This is a genomic window from Nocardioides sp. JCM 18998, assembly GCF_055391535.1.
The window spans coordinates 332,687-348,978 of the sequence record NZ_AP043886.1; the positions used below are offsets into that span (position 1 = coordinate 332,687).

Annotated in this window: 17 protein-coding genes and 2 tRNA genes; 7 read left to right on the plus strand and 12 right to left on the minus strand. The window is 71.4% G+C overall.

The window, feature by feature from the left end:
• Window positions 1–8 precede the first annotated feature (8 nt).
• The 7 genes from ACZ5L9_RS01595 to ACZ5L9_RS01625 all read right to left on the minus strand — a co-directional run bounded on the left by ACZ5L9_RS01595 (window position 9) and on the right by ACZ5L9_RS01625 (window position 6,362).
• The gene (locus ACZ5L9_RS01595; RefSeq protein WP_464532876.1) at window positions 9–1,712 is read right to left on the minus strand and encodes an MFS transporter; all 1,704 of its coding nucleotides are present in this window, start codon (window positions 1,710–1,712) and stop codon (window positions 9–11) included.
• Complete coding sequence (locus ACZ5L9_RS01600; RefSeq protein ID WP_464532878.1) at window positions 1,709–2,152, minus strand: MarR family winged helix-turn-helix transcriptional regulator; 444 nt, start codon at window positions 2,150–2,152, stop codon at window positions 1,709–1,711. Before ACZ5L9_RS01600 ends, ACZ5L9_RS01595 begins: the two co-directional genes overlap by 4 nt.
• An 84-nt stretch (window positions 2,153–2,236) precedes the next feature.
• Window positions 2,237–3,046 (minus strand): FAD:protein FMN transferase, encoded by an 810-nt coding sequence (locus tag ACZ5L9_RS01605; RefSeq protein ID WP_464532880.1) that lies wholly within the window; start codon window positions 3,044–3,046, stop codon window positions 2,237–2,239.
• The gene (locus ACZ5L9_RS01610; protein ID WP_464532883.1) at window positions 3,046–3,585 is read right to left on the minus strand and encodes an FMN-binding protein; all 540 of its coding nucleotides are present in this window, start codon (window positions 3,583–3,585) and stop codon (window positions 3,046–3,048) included. Before ACZ5L9_RS01610 ends, ACZ5L9_RS01605 begins: the two co-directional genes overlap by 1 nt.
• A complete protein-coding gene (locus ACZ5L9_RS01615; RefSeq protein ID WP_464532885.1) occupies window positions 3,579–4,988 on the minus strand; it encodes a ferredoxin reductase family protein in 1,410 nt (469 codons plus the stop codon). Before ACZ5L9_RS01615 ends, ACZ5L9_RS01610 begins: the two co-directional genes overlap by 7 nt.
• Window positions 4,989–5,073: 85 nt before the next feature.
• Entirely contained in the window at window positions 5,074–6,093 is a 1,020-nt protein-coding gene (locus ACZ5L9_RS01620; RefSeq protein WP_464532890.1) for an adenosine deaminase, read from the minus strand.
• Window positions 6,090–6,362 (minus strand): transcriptional regulator, encoded by a 273-nt coding sequence (locus ACZ5L9_RS01625; RefSeq protein WP_464532893.1) that lies wholly within the window; start codon window positions 6,360–6,362, stop codon window positions 6,090–6,092. The genes ACZ5L9_RS01620 and ACZ5L9_RS01625 overlap by 4 nt, the downstream gene beginning before the upstream one ends.
• 72 nt (window positions 6,363–6,434) lie before the next feature.
• Here ACZ5L9_RS01625 and ACZ5L9_RS01630 point away from each other — a divergent pair, with 72 nt between their 5' ends.
• The 4 genes from ACZ5L9_RS01630 to ACZ5L9_RS01645 all read left to right on the plus strand — a co-directional run bounded on the left by ACZ5L9_RS01630 (window position 6,435) and on the right by ACZ5L9_RS01645 (window position 8,807).
• Window positions 6,435–7,331: a DUF929 family protein gene (locus ACZ5L9_RS01630; RefSeq protein WP_464532895.1), complete on the plus strand. Its 897-nt coding sequence runs from the start codon at window positions 6,435–6,437 to the stop codon at window positions 7,329–7,331.
• The gene (locus ACZ5L9_RS01635) at window positions 7,331–8,017 is read left to right on the plus strand and encodes a vitamin K epoxide reductase family protein (protein WP_464532899.1); all 687 of its coding nucleotides are present in this window, start codon (window positions 7,331–7,333) and stop codon (window positions 8,015–8,017) included. The genes ACZ5L9_RS01630 and ACZ5L9_RS01635 overlap by 1 nt, the downstream gene beginning before the upstream one ends.
• Before the next feature lie 30 nt (window positions 8,018–8,047).
• Window positions 8,048–8,683, plus strand: a complete 636-nt coding sequence (gene orn / locus ACZ5L9_RS01640) for an oligoribonuclease (protein WP_464532901.1) — start codon at window positions 8,048–8,050, stop codon at window positions 8,681–8,683.
• A 48-nt stretch (window positions 8,684–8,731) separates the two neighbouring features.
• A tRNA-His gene (locus ACZ5L9_RS01645) sits at window positions 8,732–8,807 on the plus strand.
• A gap of 54 nt (window positions 8,808–8,861) precedes the next feature.
• Here ACZ5L9_RS01645 and ACZ5L9_RS01650 read toward each other — a convergent pair.
• Window positions 8,862–9,302 (minus strand): hypothetical protein, encoded by a 441-nt coding sequence (locus ACZ5L9_RS01650; RefSeq protein WP_464532904.1) that lies wholly within the window; start codon window positions 9,300–9,302, stop codon window positions 8,862–8,864.
• A 115-nt stretch (window positions 9,303–9,417) separates the two neighbouring features.
• On the opposite strand from ACZ5L9_RS01650, the gene ACZ5L9_RS01655 reads away from it, so the two are divergent.
• From ACZ5L9_RS01655 to ACZ5L9_RS01665, 3 genes are all read left to right on the plus strand, one after another.
• Window positions 9,418–10,305: a bifunctional helix-turn-helix transcriptional regulator/GNAT family N-acetyltransferase gene (locus ACZ5L9_RS01655; RefSeq protein ID WP_464532907.1), complete on the plus strand. Its 888-nt coding sequence runs from the start codon at window positions 9,418–9,420 to the stop codon at window positions 10,303–10,305.
• 111 nt (window positions 10,306–10,416) lie between these two features.
• Window positions 10,417–10,492: transfer RNA gene (locus ACZ5L9_RS01660), tRNA-Lys, on the plus strand.
• A gap of 62 nt (window positions 10,493–10,554) precedes the next feature.
• Entirely contained in the window at window positions 10,555–11,175 is a 621-nt protein-coding gene (locus ACZ5L9_RS01665; protein ID WP_464532910.1) for an alpha/beta hydrolase, read from the plus strand.
• Here ACZ5L9_RS01665 and ACZ5L9_RS01670 read toward each other — a convergent pair.
• The 4 genes from ACZ5L9_RS01670 to ACZ5L9_RS01685 all read right to left on the minus strand — a co-directional run bounded on the left by ACZ5L9_RS01670 (window position 11,172) and on the right by ACZ5L9_RS01685 (window position 16,290).
• Window positions 11,172–11,612 (minus strand): hypothetical protein, encoded by a 441-nt coding sequence (locus ACZ5L9_RS01670; RefSeq protein WP_464532914.1) that lies wholly within the window; start codon window positions 11,610–11,612, stop codon window positions 11,172–11,174. The two genes, ACZ5L9_RS01665 and ACZ5L9_RS01670, sit on opposite strands and share 4 nt — an antisense overlap.
• Before the next feature lie 110 nt (window positions 11,613–11,722).
• Complete coding sequence (locus ACZ5L9_RS01675) at window positions 11,723–12,478, minus strand: SDR family NAD(P)-dependent oxidoreductase (RefSeq protein WP_464532918.1); 756 nt, start codon at window positions 12,476–12,478, stop codon at window positions 11,723–11,725.
• A 211-nt stretch (window positions 12,479–12,689) separates the two neighbouring features.
• On the minus strand, window positions 12,690–15,053 hold the full coding sequence (locus ACZ5L9_RS01680; RefSeq protein WP_464532922.1) for an FdhF/YdeP family oxidoreductase: 2,364 nt from the start codon (window positions 15,051–15,053) through the stop codon (window positions 12,690–12,692).
• Window positions 15,054–15,153: 100 nt separating this feature from the next.
• A complete protein-coding gene (locus ACZ5L9_RS01685; RefSeq protein ID WP_464532926.1) occupies window positions 15,154–16,290 on the minus strand; it encodes a M20 family metallopeptidase in 1,137 nt (378 codons plus the stop codon).
• Window positions 16,291–16,292 lie beyond the last annotated feature (2 nt).

Genomic DNA, 16,292 nt, shown 5'->3' on the forward strand with positions numbered 1-16,292 from the left:
ATTCCTTCTCAGTCGGGGAGGGTGACGGTGCGACCGCCGCGCAGGAGCGAGGCGAGCGCCGAGACCAGGCCGAGGACGGCGCCGGTCACGAAGACGATCACCAGGCCGGTGTGGAACGGCCCGGCGATGAGCTGGGGGAAGAACGCGTGGCCGGTGAGGGCGGCCTGCTGCGCGCTGCTGAGGTGATCCAGCGCGCCGGTCGGCGCGAGCAGGTGCTGGATCGGGTTGTAACCGAGCATCGCGGCGAAGAGCGAGGAGACCGGCGGCAGCGATCCGACCTGCTGCGCGACGTCGGGCGAGACGCCGTTGGCGATCAGTCCACCGGTCAGCGTGTGCGGCAGCTTGGCGGCCAGGCCGGCGATCATCAGCGACATGAAGACGCCGATCGACAGCGCCGTGCCGCTGTTCTGGAACGTTGCGCGCATGCCCGATGCCACCCCTCGGTAGCTCGCCGGGACCGAGCTCATGATGGAGCTGGTGTTGGGCGCGGCGAACATGCCGTTGGAGATGCCGTTGAGGAAGATCAGGGTCGCGAACAGCCAGTACGGGAAGTCGATCGGCAGGGCCGCCAGGCCGAGGAAGGTCAACGAGAACAGCACCATCCCGCCCGTCGCGATGCCCCGCGAGCCGAGCCGGTCCGAGAGCATCCCCGAGACCGGGCCCGCGATGAGGAAGCCGATCGAGAGCGGCACCATGAAGATGCCGGCCCACAGCGGGGTGCGATCGAAGTCGTAGCCGTGCAGGGGCAGCCAGACCCCCTGCAGCCAGATGATGAGGATGAACTGCAGGCCGCCCCGCGCGATCGAGGCGGACAGGCCGGCGATGTTGCCGGCGCTGAACGCCCGGATCCGGAAGAGGCCGAGGTTGAACATCGGCTCGGCGACGGTGTTCTCGATGACGACGAACGCGGCGAGCAGGACGAGACCGCCGATCAGCATCGCCAGCACCGCCGGGTTGGTCCACCCCATCGTGTGGCCGCCGTACGGGTGCAGCGCCTGGGTGATGCCGATCAGCACCGCCGAGAGGCCGACGGCGAAGGTGAGGTTGCCGGCCCAGTCCATCCGGGGGCGCGTCCCCGTGCGCACCGGTGCGGTCTCCCGGAGCTTCGTGTACGCCCAGATGGTGCCGTAGATGCCGACCGGGACGTTGACCCAGAAGACGGCGCGCCAGTCCCAGACGGCGAGCAGGCCACCGAGGGTGAGGCCGATGAACTGCCCGGCCAGGCCGGCGACCTGGTTCACGCCGAGCGCGAAGCCGCGTCGCTCGGCCGGGAAGGCGTCGGTGAGGATCGCCGCCGAGTTCGCCATCAGCATCGAGCCGCCCAGCGCCTGCACGACCCGCCAGCCGATCAGCCAGACGGCCGCGCGCTGGGCGTCGAAGGGGTCGAAGGAGAGCAGGACGGAGGCGATCGTGAAGACCAGGAAGCCGGCGTTGTAGATCTTCACCCGGCCGAACAGGTCGCCGAGCCGGCCCACCGTCACGACCAGCACCGCCTGCACCAGGCGGTAGCCCATGATCATCCAGAGCAGGTAGCCGAAGTTGCTCGGCTGGAGCGGGTCGAGGTGGATGCCGCTGAAGATCGCCGGCATCGCGATCAGGATGATCGAGCCGTCGAGCGCGCTCATGAAGACAGCGGCCGTGGTGTTGGCCAGCGCGATCCAGTGGTAGTTCTTCGACCGCTCCGGCGTGGTCGTCTCCTGGACCGCGGTCACAGTTGGGCGGCCAGTCGCTGGAGCGCCGGCACCGCGGCACGCAGGGTGACGAGGTCGGCCTCGTCGAGCGCGGCCAGCGCGGCGGCCAGCTGCTCGGCCCGGACGGCCCGCTTGGCGGCCAGCGCCGCACGGCCGGCCCCGGTGAGGCTCAGCACCACGCGTCGCCCGTCTGCGGGGTCGGCGGACCTCTCGATCAGGCCGCGTCGCTCCAGCCCGGAGAGGGTGACGCTCATCGACTGCGGGCTGATCTGCTCGATCTTCGCCAGGTCGGCGTTGGTCGCCGGCCCTCCGCGATCGAGCCGGACCAGGGCGGAGAGCTCGGGCAGCGTCGGGTTGCCGTCGACGCCCTCCACCGGTCGCTGCTGCAGCCGGCGGCGCAGCACGCTGACGCTCAGCGTCAGCCCGGACGCGATCTCGGCGAGCTCCTGGTCATCAGTCACAGTTGATCAGTCTAGACTGATCAACTGTGCGAGGCCAACGGTCGCGCCTGTGACTACCTGACCGCGCCGCCGACGAGTTCCGGACTATCGGCCGACCACCTCGCGGCGCCCGTCGGACCAGACCACGACGCCCGTCGAGCCGCGTGCGGCGAGCCACGCGGCGGCGTCGGTGTCGAGTGCGAAGGCGGCGGTGGCGTCCAGGTCGGCGCGGACCAGGTCGTCGGCCACCACCGTCACGGAGGCGACGGCGGTCGGCACCCGGCCCGTACGGGCATCGGTGATGTGCGCGCCCCGGTGGGCCAGCCCCGAGGTCGCGACCGCACCTCGCCGGACGGGGATCGTGGCGATGACGCCGGTCGGGTCGAGCGGGTCCTCGATCCCGATCCGCCACGGCTCCGACTCTGGTCCGGCCACGCAGACCATGTCCCCGCCGGCCGAGAGGCAGAAATCGGTGCCGGCGAGCAGCCGCAGCGGCCGCGCGGCCCGCTCCACCGCCCAGCCCTTCACCACGCCGCTGGGGTCCAGGTGGAAGGCGCCATCGGCGTCCGGGCGGCGTACGTCGAACGCGCCGCCGGACTCCTGGCGCCACCGCTCCCCCAACGCCAACACCTCGAGCAGCTCGGGCGGGCAGGCCGTCAGCGCGATCTCGCCGCGATCGAGGCGGGAGACGTGCGAGCGTGGTCGATACGTGGAGAAGACGCGGTCGACGTCGTGCAGGGTCGCCATCGCCTCGGCCCACGCGTCCTGCGCCTCCGCGTCGTCGGTGTGCCGGCCACGCAGGGCGAGGCTGATCGGCATCCCCATCACGTGGTCGACGTACCGCCTGATCGGCGGCCCCGTCACCGCAGCCGTCGTCACCGCCGCCGTCGCCGCAGACGTCACCGCCGCCGTCATCAGAGGCCCGCCTTGTCGAGCGCGCTCTGCAGCGAGCGCAGGTACCCGTCGCTGGTCACGGTCGCACCGCTGACCATGTCGATGCTCGCGTTCTGCGCGCTGATCGTCTCCTGGACCAGCTGCGGCAGCGCGTATGAGTTGATCTCGGCGTCGCGCCCGTTGCCGTTGGGATAGATCGGCACGGCGACGTCGGTGATCGTGCCGTTGGAGATCGTCAGCTCGACCTGGACCGGCCCCCACTGGGTCTGCTCCTCGTCACCGGTCACGGTGGTCGTCCCCGTCGTGGTCGTGCTCCCCGCCCCTGCCCCCGTCGACGGCGTCGCCGTCGCCGTCGATGATCCGTCCGACGCGCTCTCGGAGCCCGTGCCCGACGAGCCCGTGCCCGACGAGCCCGTGCCCGACGTCACCGCCGGGGCGATCGCCGCCGGCGTCGCGGTGCTCTCCGGGCCCTCGGTCGAGGTGCGGTAGCCGAAGAGCAGCACCACCACCGTCGCCGTCGACAGCGCCCCGAAGACGATCCGACGCACACCCTTCACCATCCGAATGCCTCCTCGTGCCACTGCTCCTTCGGCAGACCGGCCTGCTCGGCCGCCGCCCTCACCGCCGCCGTCCAGGCCGGCGGGCCACAGACATACACGTCTCGTTCGGCCAGGTCGGGCACCCACCCGCGCAGCACCTGGGCGTCGCTGTAGCCGTCGTAGCCCGCACCCACCCACGACTCCGCCTCCCGTCGCGCTCCGGGCATCGCCACCACCGCCAGGCCCCGCCGCTCGTGCAACCGGGCGAGCTCGCCGGCGAAGAGCTGATGGGTGCGATAGCGGTGCAGCAGCACCGCCTCCCCCGGCGCGTACGCCAGTCCCTCGGCCAGGGCCCTGATCGGAGCCGCCCCCACGCCGGCGCCGATCAGCACGACCTTGCGTCGCATCCGGGCTCGCGACGTGAGCCGCCCGTACGGACCCTCCACCAGCACCCGCTGTCCCGGTCGCAGCGCAGCGATCGAGGCACTCCCGTCGCCGTCGTCCTGCACCGTGATCCTCAGGGTCTGCCCGTCCGGGGCGGCCGAGAGCGAGAACGGGTTGGCCCGCGTCCAGCCCTCGCGGTCCAGGAAACGCCAGGTGAAGTACTGCCCCGGTTGGGCGCGCAGCCGATCGAGCCGACGACCGATGAGGTGCACCGAGACGACCCCGGGCGCCTCCGGGAAGAGTGCCGCGACCCGGACGCCGTGGCGCCAGCTGCGCAGCAGCGGGAGCAGCACCCGGTAGACGAGCACCGTCGCCGCCACGACCGCCCACACCGTCCACCACAGCACCGTCGCGCGGGGCCGGGCCAGGAACTCCTGACCGGTCCAGAGCTGGTGCGGCAGCGCGAGCCCGGCGCCGAGGTAGCCGTACAGGTGGAGCAGGTGCCACGACTCGTAGCGCAGCCGGCGTCGTGCCGCCCGGAGCGAGGTGGCCACCACCAGGACCAGCAGCAGCGTGCCGGCCACGGCGAGCAGCATCCCCGGGTAGTTCCAGGTCAGATCCCAGATCGTCGCCGGCGTGGAGCCCAGCCGGCCGGCCGCGTAGCCCCAGGTGATCAGCACGACGTGGACCACGATCAGGTCGAAGGAGGTGAGGCCGACGATCCGGTGGATCCGGACCAGCCGGTCCTGCCCGTACGCCCGCTCGATCAGCGGGACCCGGGCCATCAGCAGCACCTGGACCAGCAGCAGCGCCGAGCCGATCAGGCCGCTGAGCCGACCGGTCGAGAGCAGCACGTCGGTGAGCGAGCCGCCCAGGTCCCGCACGCCACCGCCCGCGGCCCACCAGTAGCCGACCAGCAGCAGCGCCAGCCAGAGTGCGGCGACCAGGGCGGTCCGGGTGAGTGCGTCGCGACGGGCGAGACGCCCGTACGTCGGGACACCGCCCGGGCGGATCGAGGTCGAGGGGATCACCGCTGCCATGTCGACAGCCTGCGCCCCGAACCTGATTCCTCCGTGGGGACGAAGATGAGGAAGCGGTGAGAACCCGCCCGCGGGCCCGAGGGGGCTAGGCCCGATCCGCGGTCCCGGCGTACGCGTCGATCTCGTCGAGGATCCGGGCCTTCACGTCGTCCGGCGCGAACGACGCCCGTACGCCCGCGCGGGCCAGCTCAGCGACGCCCGCCTCGTCGAGACCGAGCAGATCGGCGGCGATCTCGTACTCCCGGTTGAGCGTGGTGCCGAACATCGGCGGGTCGTCGGAGCTGATCGTCACCGTCACCCCGGCGTCGACGAACGCCGCGAGCGGGTGCTCCTCCAGCCGGGCGACCGCCCGGGTGGCGACGTTGGAGGACGGGCAGACCTCGAGCGGGACGCCTGTCTCGGCCAGATGGGCGAGCAGAGCGGGATCGGCGGCGGCCGAGGTGCCGTGGCCGATCCGCTCGGCGTGCAGGACGGTGAGCGCGTCCCGGATGGTCTGCGGCCCGGTCGTCTCCCCCGCGTGCGGGACGCAGTGCAGCCCGGCGTCGCGGGCGCGGGTGAAGTGCGGGGCGAACTGCGGCCGCGGCACCCCGATCTCCGGACCGCCGAGGCCGAAGCCGACCAGCGCGTCAGTGCGGTGCTCGACGGCGTAGCCGAGGGTGGCGTCGGCCGCGGGCAGGCCGAGCTCGCCGGGGATGTCGTAGATCCAGCGCAGGACCAGCCCGAAGTCGCGCTCGGCCGCCACCCGGGCGTCCTCGATCGCCTCGGTGTAGCCCTCGATGGCGATCCCGCGGATCACCGAGGTGTGCGGGGTGCAGGTCAGCTCCGCGTAGCGCAGGTGCTGGGTCTCCGCGATCTCGCGCGCGACCTCGTAGGTGAGGTAGCGGATGTCCTCAGGCGTACGGACGAGGTCGACCACCGCGAGGTAGACCTCGATGAAGTGGGCGAAGTCGCGGAACGTGAAGAACTCCCGCAGCGCCTCGACGTCGGCCGGCACGCCCGCAGCGGGATGGCGCGCGGCCAGCTCGGCGACGATCCGCGGCGAGGCCGACCCGACGTGGTGGACGTGCAGCTCGGCCTTGGGCAGGCCGGCGATGAATGCCTTCACTGGATCACCTGGAAGTAGAGGACGTAGACGAGGACCGGGATGACCGGCGCGAGCAGCAGCCACGGCGTGAGCACCGGGAGCCGGTTGATCAGCCGGACCAGGACGATGCCGAACAGGCCCAGCAGCAAGGACATCACGAACAGCCCCGGCCGGGAGCCGCCCGCGCCGTTGACCTGGGTTCCCAGCGCCGCCACCGCCAGCGAGTGCAGCATCAGGACCGAGCAGACCAGTGACGACATCACATACTTCTTGACCTGCTCGACGTGCACGCCCGTGAGCATAGGGGCCCGAGTCCCGCCTCGTTCAGACTCCGCTCATGCTGGGGTTCTAGCATGCGTGGCATGACCAGCACGGGGAACAACGGCCCGCAGGACGCTCCCAAGAACCAGGGGCAGAGCAAGAGCCAGGCGAAGGTCTCGCGCCGCGAGGAGATGCGTCAGGAGATGCTGCGCCGCCAGGCCGCGGCCCAGCGCAAGGCCCGGCTCAGGATGGCCGGCGGCATCGCCGTCGTGGTCGCGGTGATCGCCGCGATCGTCGTCGTCGTCGCGATCAACGCCGGCGGCGACAAGGCGCCCTCCGGCGCGGCGCCGAGTGGCGTCATCAACGAGCTCACCAGCGTCCCCGACAGCGTGATCAACGCGGTCGGCAAGGGCACCTCGGCCGCCTCGCCGACGCCGACGTCCGGCCAGCCGGCGATGACCGCCGACGGAAAGCCCCGCGTCCTGTACGTCGGCGCCGAGTTCTGCCCGTACTGCGCCGCCGAGCGCTGGTCGGTGGTCAACGCGCTGTCCCGCTTCGGCACGTTCACCGACCTGGGCCAGACCTCGTCGTCCTCGAGCGACGTCTACCCGAACACCTCCACGCTCAGCTTCCACGGCGCCACCTACACCAGCGACTACCTCTCGTTCACCGGCGTCGAGCAGACCGATCGCGACCAGCAGCCGCTGGACACGCTGTCCGCCGCTGACCAGAAGATCGTCGCGGCCCTCAACCCGCAGGGCGGCATCCCGTTCATCGACTACGGCGGCCAGTACACCTCCTCGGGCGCGGGCTACGACCCGAGCGTGCTGCAGGGCAAGAGCCACCAGGAGATCGCCGACGCGCTCTCCGACCCCGACAGCGACATCACCAAGGCCATCGTCGGCCAGGCCAACGTCGTCACCGCGACGCTGTGCCAGCTCACCGACCAGAAGCCGACCAACGTCTGCAGCGCCGCGGGCGTGAAGGCCGCGGCCTGATGCCTGCCGGCGATCCGACCCCGCCGGTCGAGCCGGACGAGGACGCCTCCGAGGCCGAGTGGGAGGCGTACACCGCGGCAACGCTCGCGTACGAGGCGCAGCACGGTGGTTCGCGGCGCCTGCTCGACATCTGGCTGGTGATCGCCGGCGTGATCGGGCTCTACGCCGCCGGCGTGCTGACGGTGGACAAGATCTCGTACTGGCAGCAGGTCGCGCGCGGCGAGACCCCGACCCTCTCGTGCGCGGTCAACGCCGTGGTCAACTGCGGGAACGTGATCAACACCGCGCAGGCCTCGATCTTCGGCAACCTCCCCAATCCGCTGATCGGCATCGCGGCCTGGCCCGTCGTGGCCGCCCTGGGCGTGCTCGGCCTCTCCGGCGTCCGGCTCAAGGCGTGGCACTGGATCGCGCTGCAGGTCGGCGTGACCGGCGCGATCGTGATGGTGACGTGGCTGCAGTTCGAGACGATCTTCCGGATCAACGCGCTGTGCCCGTGGTGCATGGTCACGTGGGCGGTGACGATCCCGACCTTCTGGGCGGTCACCGGACGCAACCTGAGGACCTTCGCGTACGGCCATCCGCTGGCCAAGCTCGTCTACGACGTCGTCCCGGTCTGGATCGTGCTGCACATCGTGATCCTGTTCACCGTCGTGCAGACGCACTTCGGCAGTCGGCTGTGGTCCTGATCCCGTCGCCGAGCCCGATAGGGTGCTGCGGTGTCCACCACTGATCGCCTTGTCTGGATCGACTGCGAGATGACCGGCCTCTCCCTGGAGGCCGACGCGCTCATCGAGGTCGCCGCCCTCGTCACCGACTTCGACCTCAACGTCCTCGGCGAGGGCATCGACATCGTGATCAAGCCTCCGGCCGCGGCGCTGGAGCAGATGGACGACTTCGTCCGCACGATGCACACGAACTCCGCCCTCCTGCCCGAGCTCGAGCACGGCGTCACGCTGGCCGAGGCCGAGGCGCAGGTGCTCGCCTACATCCAGGAGCAGTGCGGCAAGGACGCCCGTCCGCCGCTGGCCGGGAACACGATCGGCACCGACCGCTCGTTCCTCGCCCGCGACATGCCCACGCTCGAGGGCTGGCTGCACTACCGCAACGTCGACGTCTCCACGATCAAGGAGCTGTCGCGTCGGTGGTTCCCCCGGGCGTACTTCCAAGCGCCGACCAAGCGCGGCAACCACCGTGCCCTCGCCGACATCCAGGAGTCGATCGAGGAGCTGCGCTACTACCGCGAGGCGGTGTTCGTGCCGCTGCCCGGCATCGACAGCGAGACCGCGAAGGGGATCGCCGGGAAGCACGGCGGCTCGATCACCGGCCTCACCGATTCCACAACCGAGAGCTGATTCCCCTATAGTTCCGGTCGTTGCGCTGACCTCGGTCAGGGCCACATGGTGGGTGTAGCTCAGTTGGTAGAGCCCCGGCTTGTGGTGCCGGTTGTCGCGGGTTCAAGTCCCGTCATCCACCCCACGAAGAAGCCCCGCTGATCACAGATCAGCGGGGCTTCTTGATTTCGTACGCGCGTCAGCTGGTCTGGCCGGGGTCGCCTTCGTCGGTGCTGCCCTGATCGGTGCTGCCCTGGCCGGTACCGCCCTGGCCGGTACCGCCCTGAGCCGTACCCGGCGCGGTGCCCTGGCCGTTGCCCTGGCCGGGGCCGAAGTTCTGCCCCGGCGCGCCGCCGGGGCCTCCGCCCGGGAACTGACGGAAGTCGCCGGGCCCGCGGCGATCGTCGTGACCGTGGTGGCCGACGATCACGCCGCTGACTCCGGCACCCACGATCAGGCAGGCCAGGCCCACCACGATCGCGTGCCAGAGCTTGATGGTCCGCTCCCGGAAGGAGGGGCGCGGCGCGGCCGGCTGCTGCCAGACGGGTGGCTGCTCGCTCGGCGGCTGCCAGGTGGGCGGAACGGCGCCGGCCTGCGGCTCGGGCGCCCGCTGCGGAGAGGGGTCTGCGTCGGTGGTCATGTCGCCAGCCTGCGTCCGCTACCTGGGAGCAACACCGTCACAACCTGAAACGATCGCTGAGAACAGGGTGCCGACAGAGTTGGCCGGCACCCATTATCTGACTAAAGTCAGAGATATGTCGTCCGATGCCACCGCCGTCGTCCGCCGCTTCAACCGCAGCTACACCCAGCGCATCGGCGCGCTCGAGGACTCCTTCCTCGGCCTCGGCCTCCCCCTCGGGACGGCGCGCCTGCTCTTCGAGATCGGCGCCGAGCCCGGGACCGTGCAGGAGCTGCGCGAGCGCCTGGGCCTCGACTCGGGCTACCTGAGTCGCCTGCTGCGGCGACTCGAGCACGAGTCGCTGGTCGCGCTCACTCCCGACCCCGCGGATCGCCGCCGTCGACGCGTCGACCTGACACCGGCCGGCCGGGCCACCTGGGACGACCTGGAGCGCCGCTCCGAGGAGCGTGCCCGCCTCCTGGTCGACCCGCTGACCCCGCGCCAGCAGGCGCGGCTCGCCGAGGCACTGGCGACCGCTGACCTTCTCGTACGAGCGGCGACCGTCTCCCTCGAGACGGTCGACCCGACGTCACTTCCGGCCCAGCAGGCGATGGCGGCGTACTTCGCCGAGCTCGACTCGCGCTTCCCCGACGGATTCGACGCCGGCTCGCAGAGCACCAAGGACGCCGAGCTGCTGAGCCCGCCGCGCGGCGCCTTCGTGGTGGCGATCAGCGACGGCGCCCCGGTCGCGTGCGGCGGCGTGCAGACGATCTCCGGCGACATCACCTACGGCGAGATCAAGCGGATGTGGGTGCACGACGACTGGCGCGGCGCCGGACTGGGCTCGCGCCTCCTGCGACACCTGGAGACGGTCGCCGGCGGCCTCGGCCACGACGTGGTGCGACTGGACACCAACGACTCCCTCGTCGAGGCCATCGCGATGTACCGCCGCGCCAGGTACGCCGAGATCGAGCGGTACAACGACAACCCCTACGCCCGGCACTTCTTCGAGAAGAGCCTCTGAGCGGCGTCCGGTCGGCACAGCCAGCGCGGAGTCGCCCCGATTTCGTACCGCCCCGGCCCGCTGGTAATGTTCTCGTCGTTGGAGCGAGCGCCTGGCGCGAGCGAAGACGATGCGCCTCTAGCTCAATTGGCAGAGCAGCTGACTCTTAATCAGCGGGTTCACGGTTCAAGTCCGTGGAGGCGTACCAACGAGAAGCGGCCCCGTCCTGAACAGGACGGGGCCGCTTTGCTCTGCTCGTATCGTGAAGGCGTGAGCCCGAGCGCGGAGACCCGAGCACGACTCGTTCCCGTCCGGGTGCCGCGCTCCCCCTCCGCGATGGTGGTCGTGCTGCACGGCGGCGCCGGGCGCCGCTTCTCGAGCAGGGTCAGCCCGGTCCAGTTCTCGGTCGTCAGAATGATCCCCGTCGCCCGGCGGATCGCCACGGCGGGCCGGGGCCTGGCGGTCTACCGGCTGCTCAACTCGGCGCGCGGCTGGGATGCCGCCCGCACCCCGGTCGATGACGCGCGCTGGGCGATCGACCAGCTCACCGGCCGCCATGGCGACCTGCCGGTCGGGCTCGTCGGCCACTCCCTCGGCGGTCGCGCAGCGCTCCTCGCCGGCGACGCGAAGCCGGTGCGCGCCGTCGTCGCCCTCAACCCCTGGCTCTATCCGCACGACGACGCCGACCTGTCCGGACGACGGGTGCTCATCGTGCACGGCACCGAGGACACCGTGGCGCTGCCGAGCCACGCGCACGCCGTCGCGCGGAGTCTCTCGCGGCGCGCGTCCGTCGACTTCCTCGACATCCCGGGCGGCGGGCACGCCATGATCCGCCACGCCCGCGCCTTCGAGGACGCGGCGGGCCGATTCGTCGGCGAGACCCTGCTCTAGACGGTTTGCGCCGTGAGGTCCTGGGCGCCGAGCGCGGCCATCCGCGCGCGCACGTCGGCATCGACGTGCCGGCCCAGGCACACGCTGGCGCAGACGCGGCCGAAGGCCGGCTGAGCCGCCCAGCGCTCCACCTCGTCGATCACGTCCGCACCGTGGCCGTAGTGGGAGACCAGCGCCTCGAGCGGGCCGCGCCCCAGGCCGCCGAGCGCGTCGCTGTCACCCGCGGCCAGCTCGGCGATCATGGCGATGAGCGCGACCGCCTGCTCGTGCGGGGCACAGGTGACCTCGTTGAGGAACGCCGCGGCGGGACCGGATCCCGGCCCGCGCCACTCGGCGAGCCACGCCTCGCCGTATGCGCGCGGGGTCTCCCAGGTCGTCCGTACGCCCACGAAGTCCTCGTAGGTGCAGGAGCCGTTGGAGCCGATCGCCGCGAACACCGGGCGATGATCGCAGATGATCGCGGCTGGGTCCGAACCGCGCGGCCCGGAGCTCGAACGGCCCGCCACCACCTGAGTGGCAGCGGGCCGAGGGAGCGGTCAGACGCGGATCACACGGTGGTGTAGCCGCCGTCGACCTTCCAGTACGCGCCGGTCACGAACGAGGCGTCGCCGGAGAGCAGGAAGGTCACGACCTTCGCGACCTCCTCGGGCTGACCGAGACGGCCCAGCGGGTGCTTCGCGACGAGCGCCTCACGGACGCCGTCGACGGCCGTCGCCCGGACCAGCGGGGTGTCGATGTAGCCCGGACCGACCGCGTTGATCCGCAGGCCCGCCGGGCCGTACTCGGCCGCAGCGTTCTTGGTCAGGCCCACCACGCCGTGCTTGGCGGCGGTGTAGGCGGCGTTGCCGAGCGCGGCGACCTCGCCGTGGATGGAGGCCATGTTCACGATCGCGGACTCGCCCGCACCGGCCTTGAGAAGCTCGGGGATCTGGTAGCGCAGCCCGTAGGTGACGCCGGAGAGGTTGATGCCGATGACACGGTCCCAGTCGGCGACGTCGAGCTCGCCCACCGGGGCGTTGTTGCCGCCGATGCCGGCGTTGTTGACCGCGTAGTTGAGGGTGCCGTAGGTCTCGACGGCGAACGCCACCGAGCGCTCCGAGTCGGCGGCCTTCGAGGTGTCGGCCTGCAGCGGCGTCGCCTCCCCGCCGGTGGCCTTGATCTCGTCGGCCACGCGGGTGGCCGCATCCAGATTGATGTCGGTGATGACGACCTTCACCCCGTGAGTGGCGAGATCCTTGGAGATCGCCTCCCCCAGTCCGCTTCCGCCACCGGTCACCAGCGCCACCTTGCCGTCGAACGTCATCCGTCCGTTCCCTTCGCTCCAGGGGCCGTCCGGCGAGCTCGTCGGGCAAGGCCACTTGATTGATCTTTCATCTATCTCAACGGCCGGAGGGGTACGGGTATTCCTGCTCCCACGCGTCTCGCGGGGAGCGTCGGGCGGCAAGCAACGGGTCCGAGGCAACCGGACCGGGGCAACCGGACCGAGCCGGCCCGAGCCGGCCGGAGCGCTCCCGCTAGAGCGATCCGAGGGCCGCGCGGTTCGGCGCGACGAGGGTGCCGGCGTCGCTGTTCGCGAAGGCGTCGGGGTCCGCCGCCGAGACGATGCGGATCACGACGGACTTGTAGGCGGGCTGGTTGCTGCCGTCGGCTGTGTGCCGCAGCGGAACCAGCGGGTTGGCCTCGGGGTAGTAGGCGGCGGCACAGCCACGGGGCTGGTCGTAGGAGACGACCCGGAAGCTGGGCACGCTGCGGGTCGAGCCGTCCTCCCACTCGCTCACGATGTCCACGATCTGGCCGTCGGCGAACCCGAGGGCCTCGATGTCCTCGGGGTTGACGAAGACCACCCGGCGCCCGCCCTTGATGCCGCGGTAGCGATCGTTGAGGTCGTAGATCGCGGTGTTGAACTGGTCGTGGGAACGGAACGTCTGCAGCAGCAGCCGGCCCTCGGGCACCCGGATCACCGACAGCGGTGTGGCGGTGAAGACGGCCCGGCCTGCGGGGTTGGGGAAGGTCCGGCTGTCGCGCGGCGGGTGCGGCAGCACGAACCCGCCCGGTTGGTCCACGAGCACGTCGAACCCCTCGCACCCCGGTACGGCGCGCGCGATCCGCCGCCGGATGGCGGTGTAGTCGGAGCGGAACTCGGCCCACGGGATCGCGCCGGTCGCGTCCCGGCGCCCGGCCAGGGTGGCCTCCGCCATCGAGCAGACGATGTCGACCTCGGACCTGAGGTGGGGCGAGGCCGGCTTGAGCGGGCCGCGGGAGGCGTGCACCGAGCTCATCGAGTCCTCGACCGTGACCCGCTGCTCGATCCCGCCGGTGCGGTCTCGCTCGCTGCGGCCCAGCGCGGGCAGGATCAGCGCGTCGGCGCCGTGGGCGAGGTGCGAGCGGTTGAGCTTGGTCGACACGTGGACCGTCAGGTCCGCGTTCGCCATCGCCTGCTCGATCACCAGCGTGTCCGGCATCGCGGAGACGAAGTTGCCGCCCATGCCGAAGAACACCTTGGCCCGGCCCTCGAGCAGCGCCGTCGCCGCCGAGACGGCGTCGTACCCGTGCTCGCGCGGCGGGTCGAAGCCGAACTCCGCTTGGAGCCCGTCCAGGAACCGCGCGGACGGGCGCTCCCAGATCCCCATCGTCCGGTCGCCCTGCACGTTCGAGTGGCCGCGGACCGGGCACAGGCCCGCACCCGGCTTGCCGATGTTGCCCTGCAGGAACGCGACGTTCGCGATCTCCTTGACCGTGGCGACGCCGTTGCGGTGCTGGGTCACGCCCATCGCCCAGCAGAACACGGTCGCCGAGGACTCCCGCAGCAGGTGCGCCGCCTCGATGATCTGCTCGTGGCTCAGACCGGTGGAGTCGTACACCGCCGTCCAGTCCAGGTTCTTGATGCCCGCCGCCCACTCCTCGAATCCGGTCGTGTGCGCGGCGATGAAGTCGTGATCGAGCGCGTCCCACTCCAGCAGCAGCGCTCCGAACGCCTGGAAGAGGGCGAGGTCTCCTCCGAGCCGCACCGGCAGGTGGAGGTCGGCCAGCGCCGTGCCGTTGCCGACGACGCCGCGGACCCTCTGGGGGTTCTTGAACCGCACCAGGCCGGCTTCGCGCAGCGGGTTGATCGCCAGGATCTTGGCGCCGCGGCCCTTGGCCTCCTCCAGCGCGCTGAGCATGCGAGGGTGGTTGGTACCGGGGTTCTGGCCGGTGACGAGGATCAGGTCGGCGGCGTGGACGTCCTCCAGGCTGACCGAGCCCTTGCCGATGCCGATCACGTCCGCCAGTCCCACCGAGGTCGACTCGTGGCACATGTTGGAGCAGTCCGGCAGGTTGTTGGTGCCGTAGGCGCGTACGAAGAGCTGGAAGGCGAAGGCGGCCTCGTTGGAGACCTTGCCGGAGGTGTAGAAGATCGCCTCGTCCGGGCTCGCGAGGTCGTTCAGGTGGCGCCCGATCAGGGTGAACGCGTCCTCCCAGGCGATCGGCTCGTAGTGCGTCGCGCCGGCGCGCAGCACCATCGGCTCGGTGATCCGACCCTGCTGGCCGAGCCAGTAGTCGGTGCGCTGCGACAGCGCCGCGACCGGGTGCTCGGCGAAGAACTCCCGCCCGACCCGGCGTACCGTCGCCTCCTCGGCGACCGCCTTCGCGCCGTTCTCGCAGAACTCGGCCGCGTGCCGGTGGCCGGCGTCCGGGTCCGGCCAGGCGCACCCCTGGCAGTCGAAGCCGTCGACCTGGTTCAGCTTGAGCAGGGTCTGCGCCGTGCGCCGCACGCCCATCTCGTCGACGGCATGCTTCAGCGCGATCGCGACGGCCTTCGCGCCGGCGGCGTGGTGATGCGCCTCGGACACGCAGGCCTGCGACTCGTCGATGTCGTGGCGCGGAGCCTTGCGGGTCATGCCGCGACGGTATCGACGCCGCGGTCAGGCGCGATCCGCAGGTCGACGTACGTCAACCGGTCGACGACCCCGGCCACCTCGGTGCGGAACCCGGCCGTCGTCACCGGTGGGACGCGCCCGCCACGTCGAGCGCCGTCCAGGCCAGTGCGGTGGCCGCGTCGAGCAGCGCCCTCTCCGCGTCGCCGCCCACGCAGTGGGCGGCGAACTCCGGCTGGTGGTTGAGCGCCGGCAGCGACCCGATGCCCACGTACGGATGGATCGCGGGCACGACCTGCGACACGTTGCCCATGTCGGTCGAGGCCCGGTTCATCCTCCTCGCCGGCGTGCCGGGGTCGAAGGTGCGACCCAGGCGCTCGGCATTGTGGATGTAGGCCTGCAGCGCGGGCTCGTAGGTGCGGAACTCCGCGTACGGCCTGCTCTCCGGCGCGATCTCCAGGCCGGCACCCGTGGCCAGGGCTCCGGCCTCGAAGCAGCGCCAGACCCTCTCCTCGGTCTCGGCGAGCTGCGCCAGCGAGTCGGCCCGCACATACCAGCGGCCCTCGGTCCGGGCGGGGATGGCGTTGGGCGCCTCTCCCCCATTCGTCATGATGCCGTGCACGCGTACGGTCGGCGGCAGCTGCTGGCGCAGCAGCCCGATCGCGACCTGCGCGATGGTGAAGGCGTCGGCGGCGTTGACGCCCTGCTCGGGGTAGGCGGCGGCGTGGGCGGCCTTGCCCTGGTAGGCGATGTGCGAGTGCGACACGGCGAACGGCTCCGCCTCCGCGACGTCGACGGGCGCGGGATGCGCCATCATCGCCAGGTCCAGGCCGGCGAAGGCGCCGCGCTCCAGCAGCTCGATCTTCCCGCCCCCACCCTCCTCCGCGGGCGTGCCGTAGACCTCGATGGTCAGGCCGGCGGCATCGGCCAACGGCGCCAGCGCCCGGGCCGCACCCACCGCGACCGCCGAGATCAGGTTGTGCCCGCACGCGTGGCCCAGGCCGGGCAGGGCGTCGTACTCGGCGCACAGACCGAGCCGGAACGGACCCGACCCGTACGTCGCCAGGAACGCCGTCTCGAGCCCCAGGTAGCCCGGCGTGACGGCGAAGCCCGCCTCGTCCAGGGCCTCGGCGACCCATCGGGACGAGCGGTGCTCCTCCCACGCCGTCTCGGGGTGGGCGTGCAGCTGCTCGGAGAGCGCGATCAGCCGCTCCGCATCCGACCCGACCGTGCGGGCGACCTCGTCCTTGGCGACGCTCATCG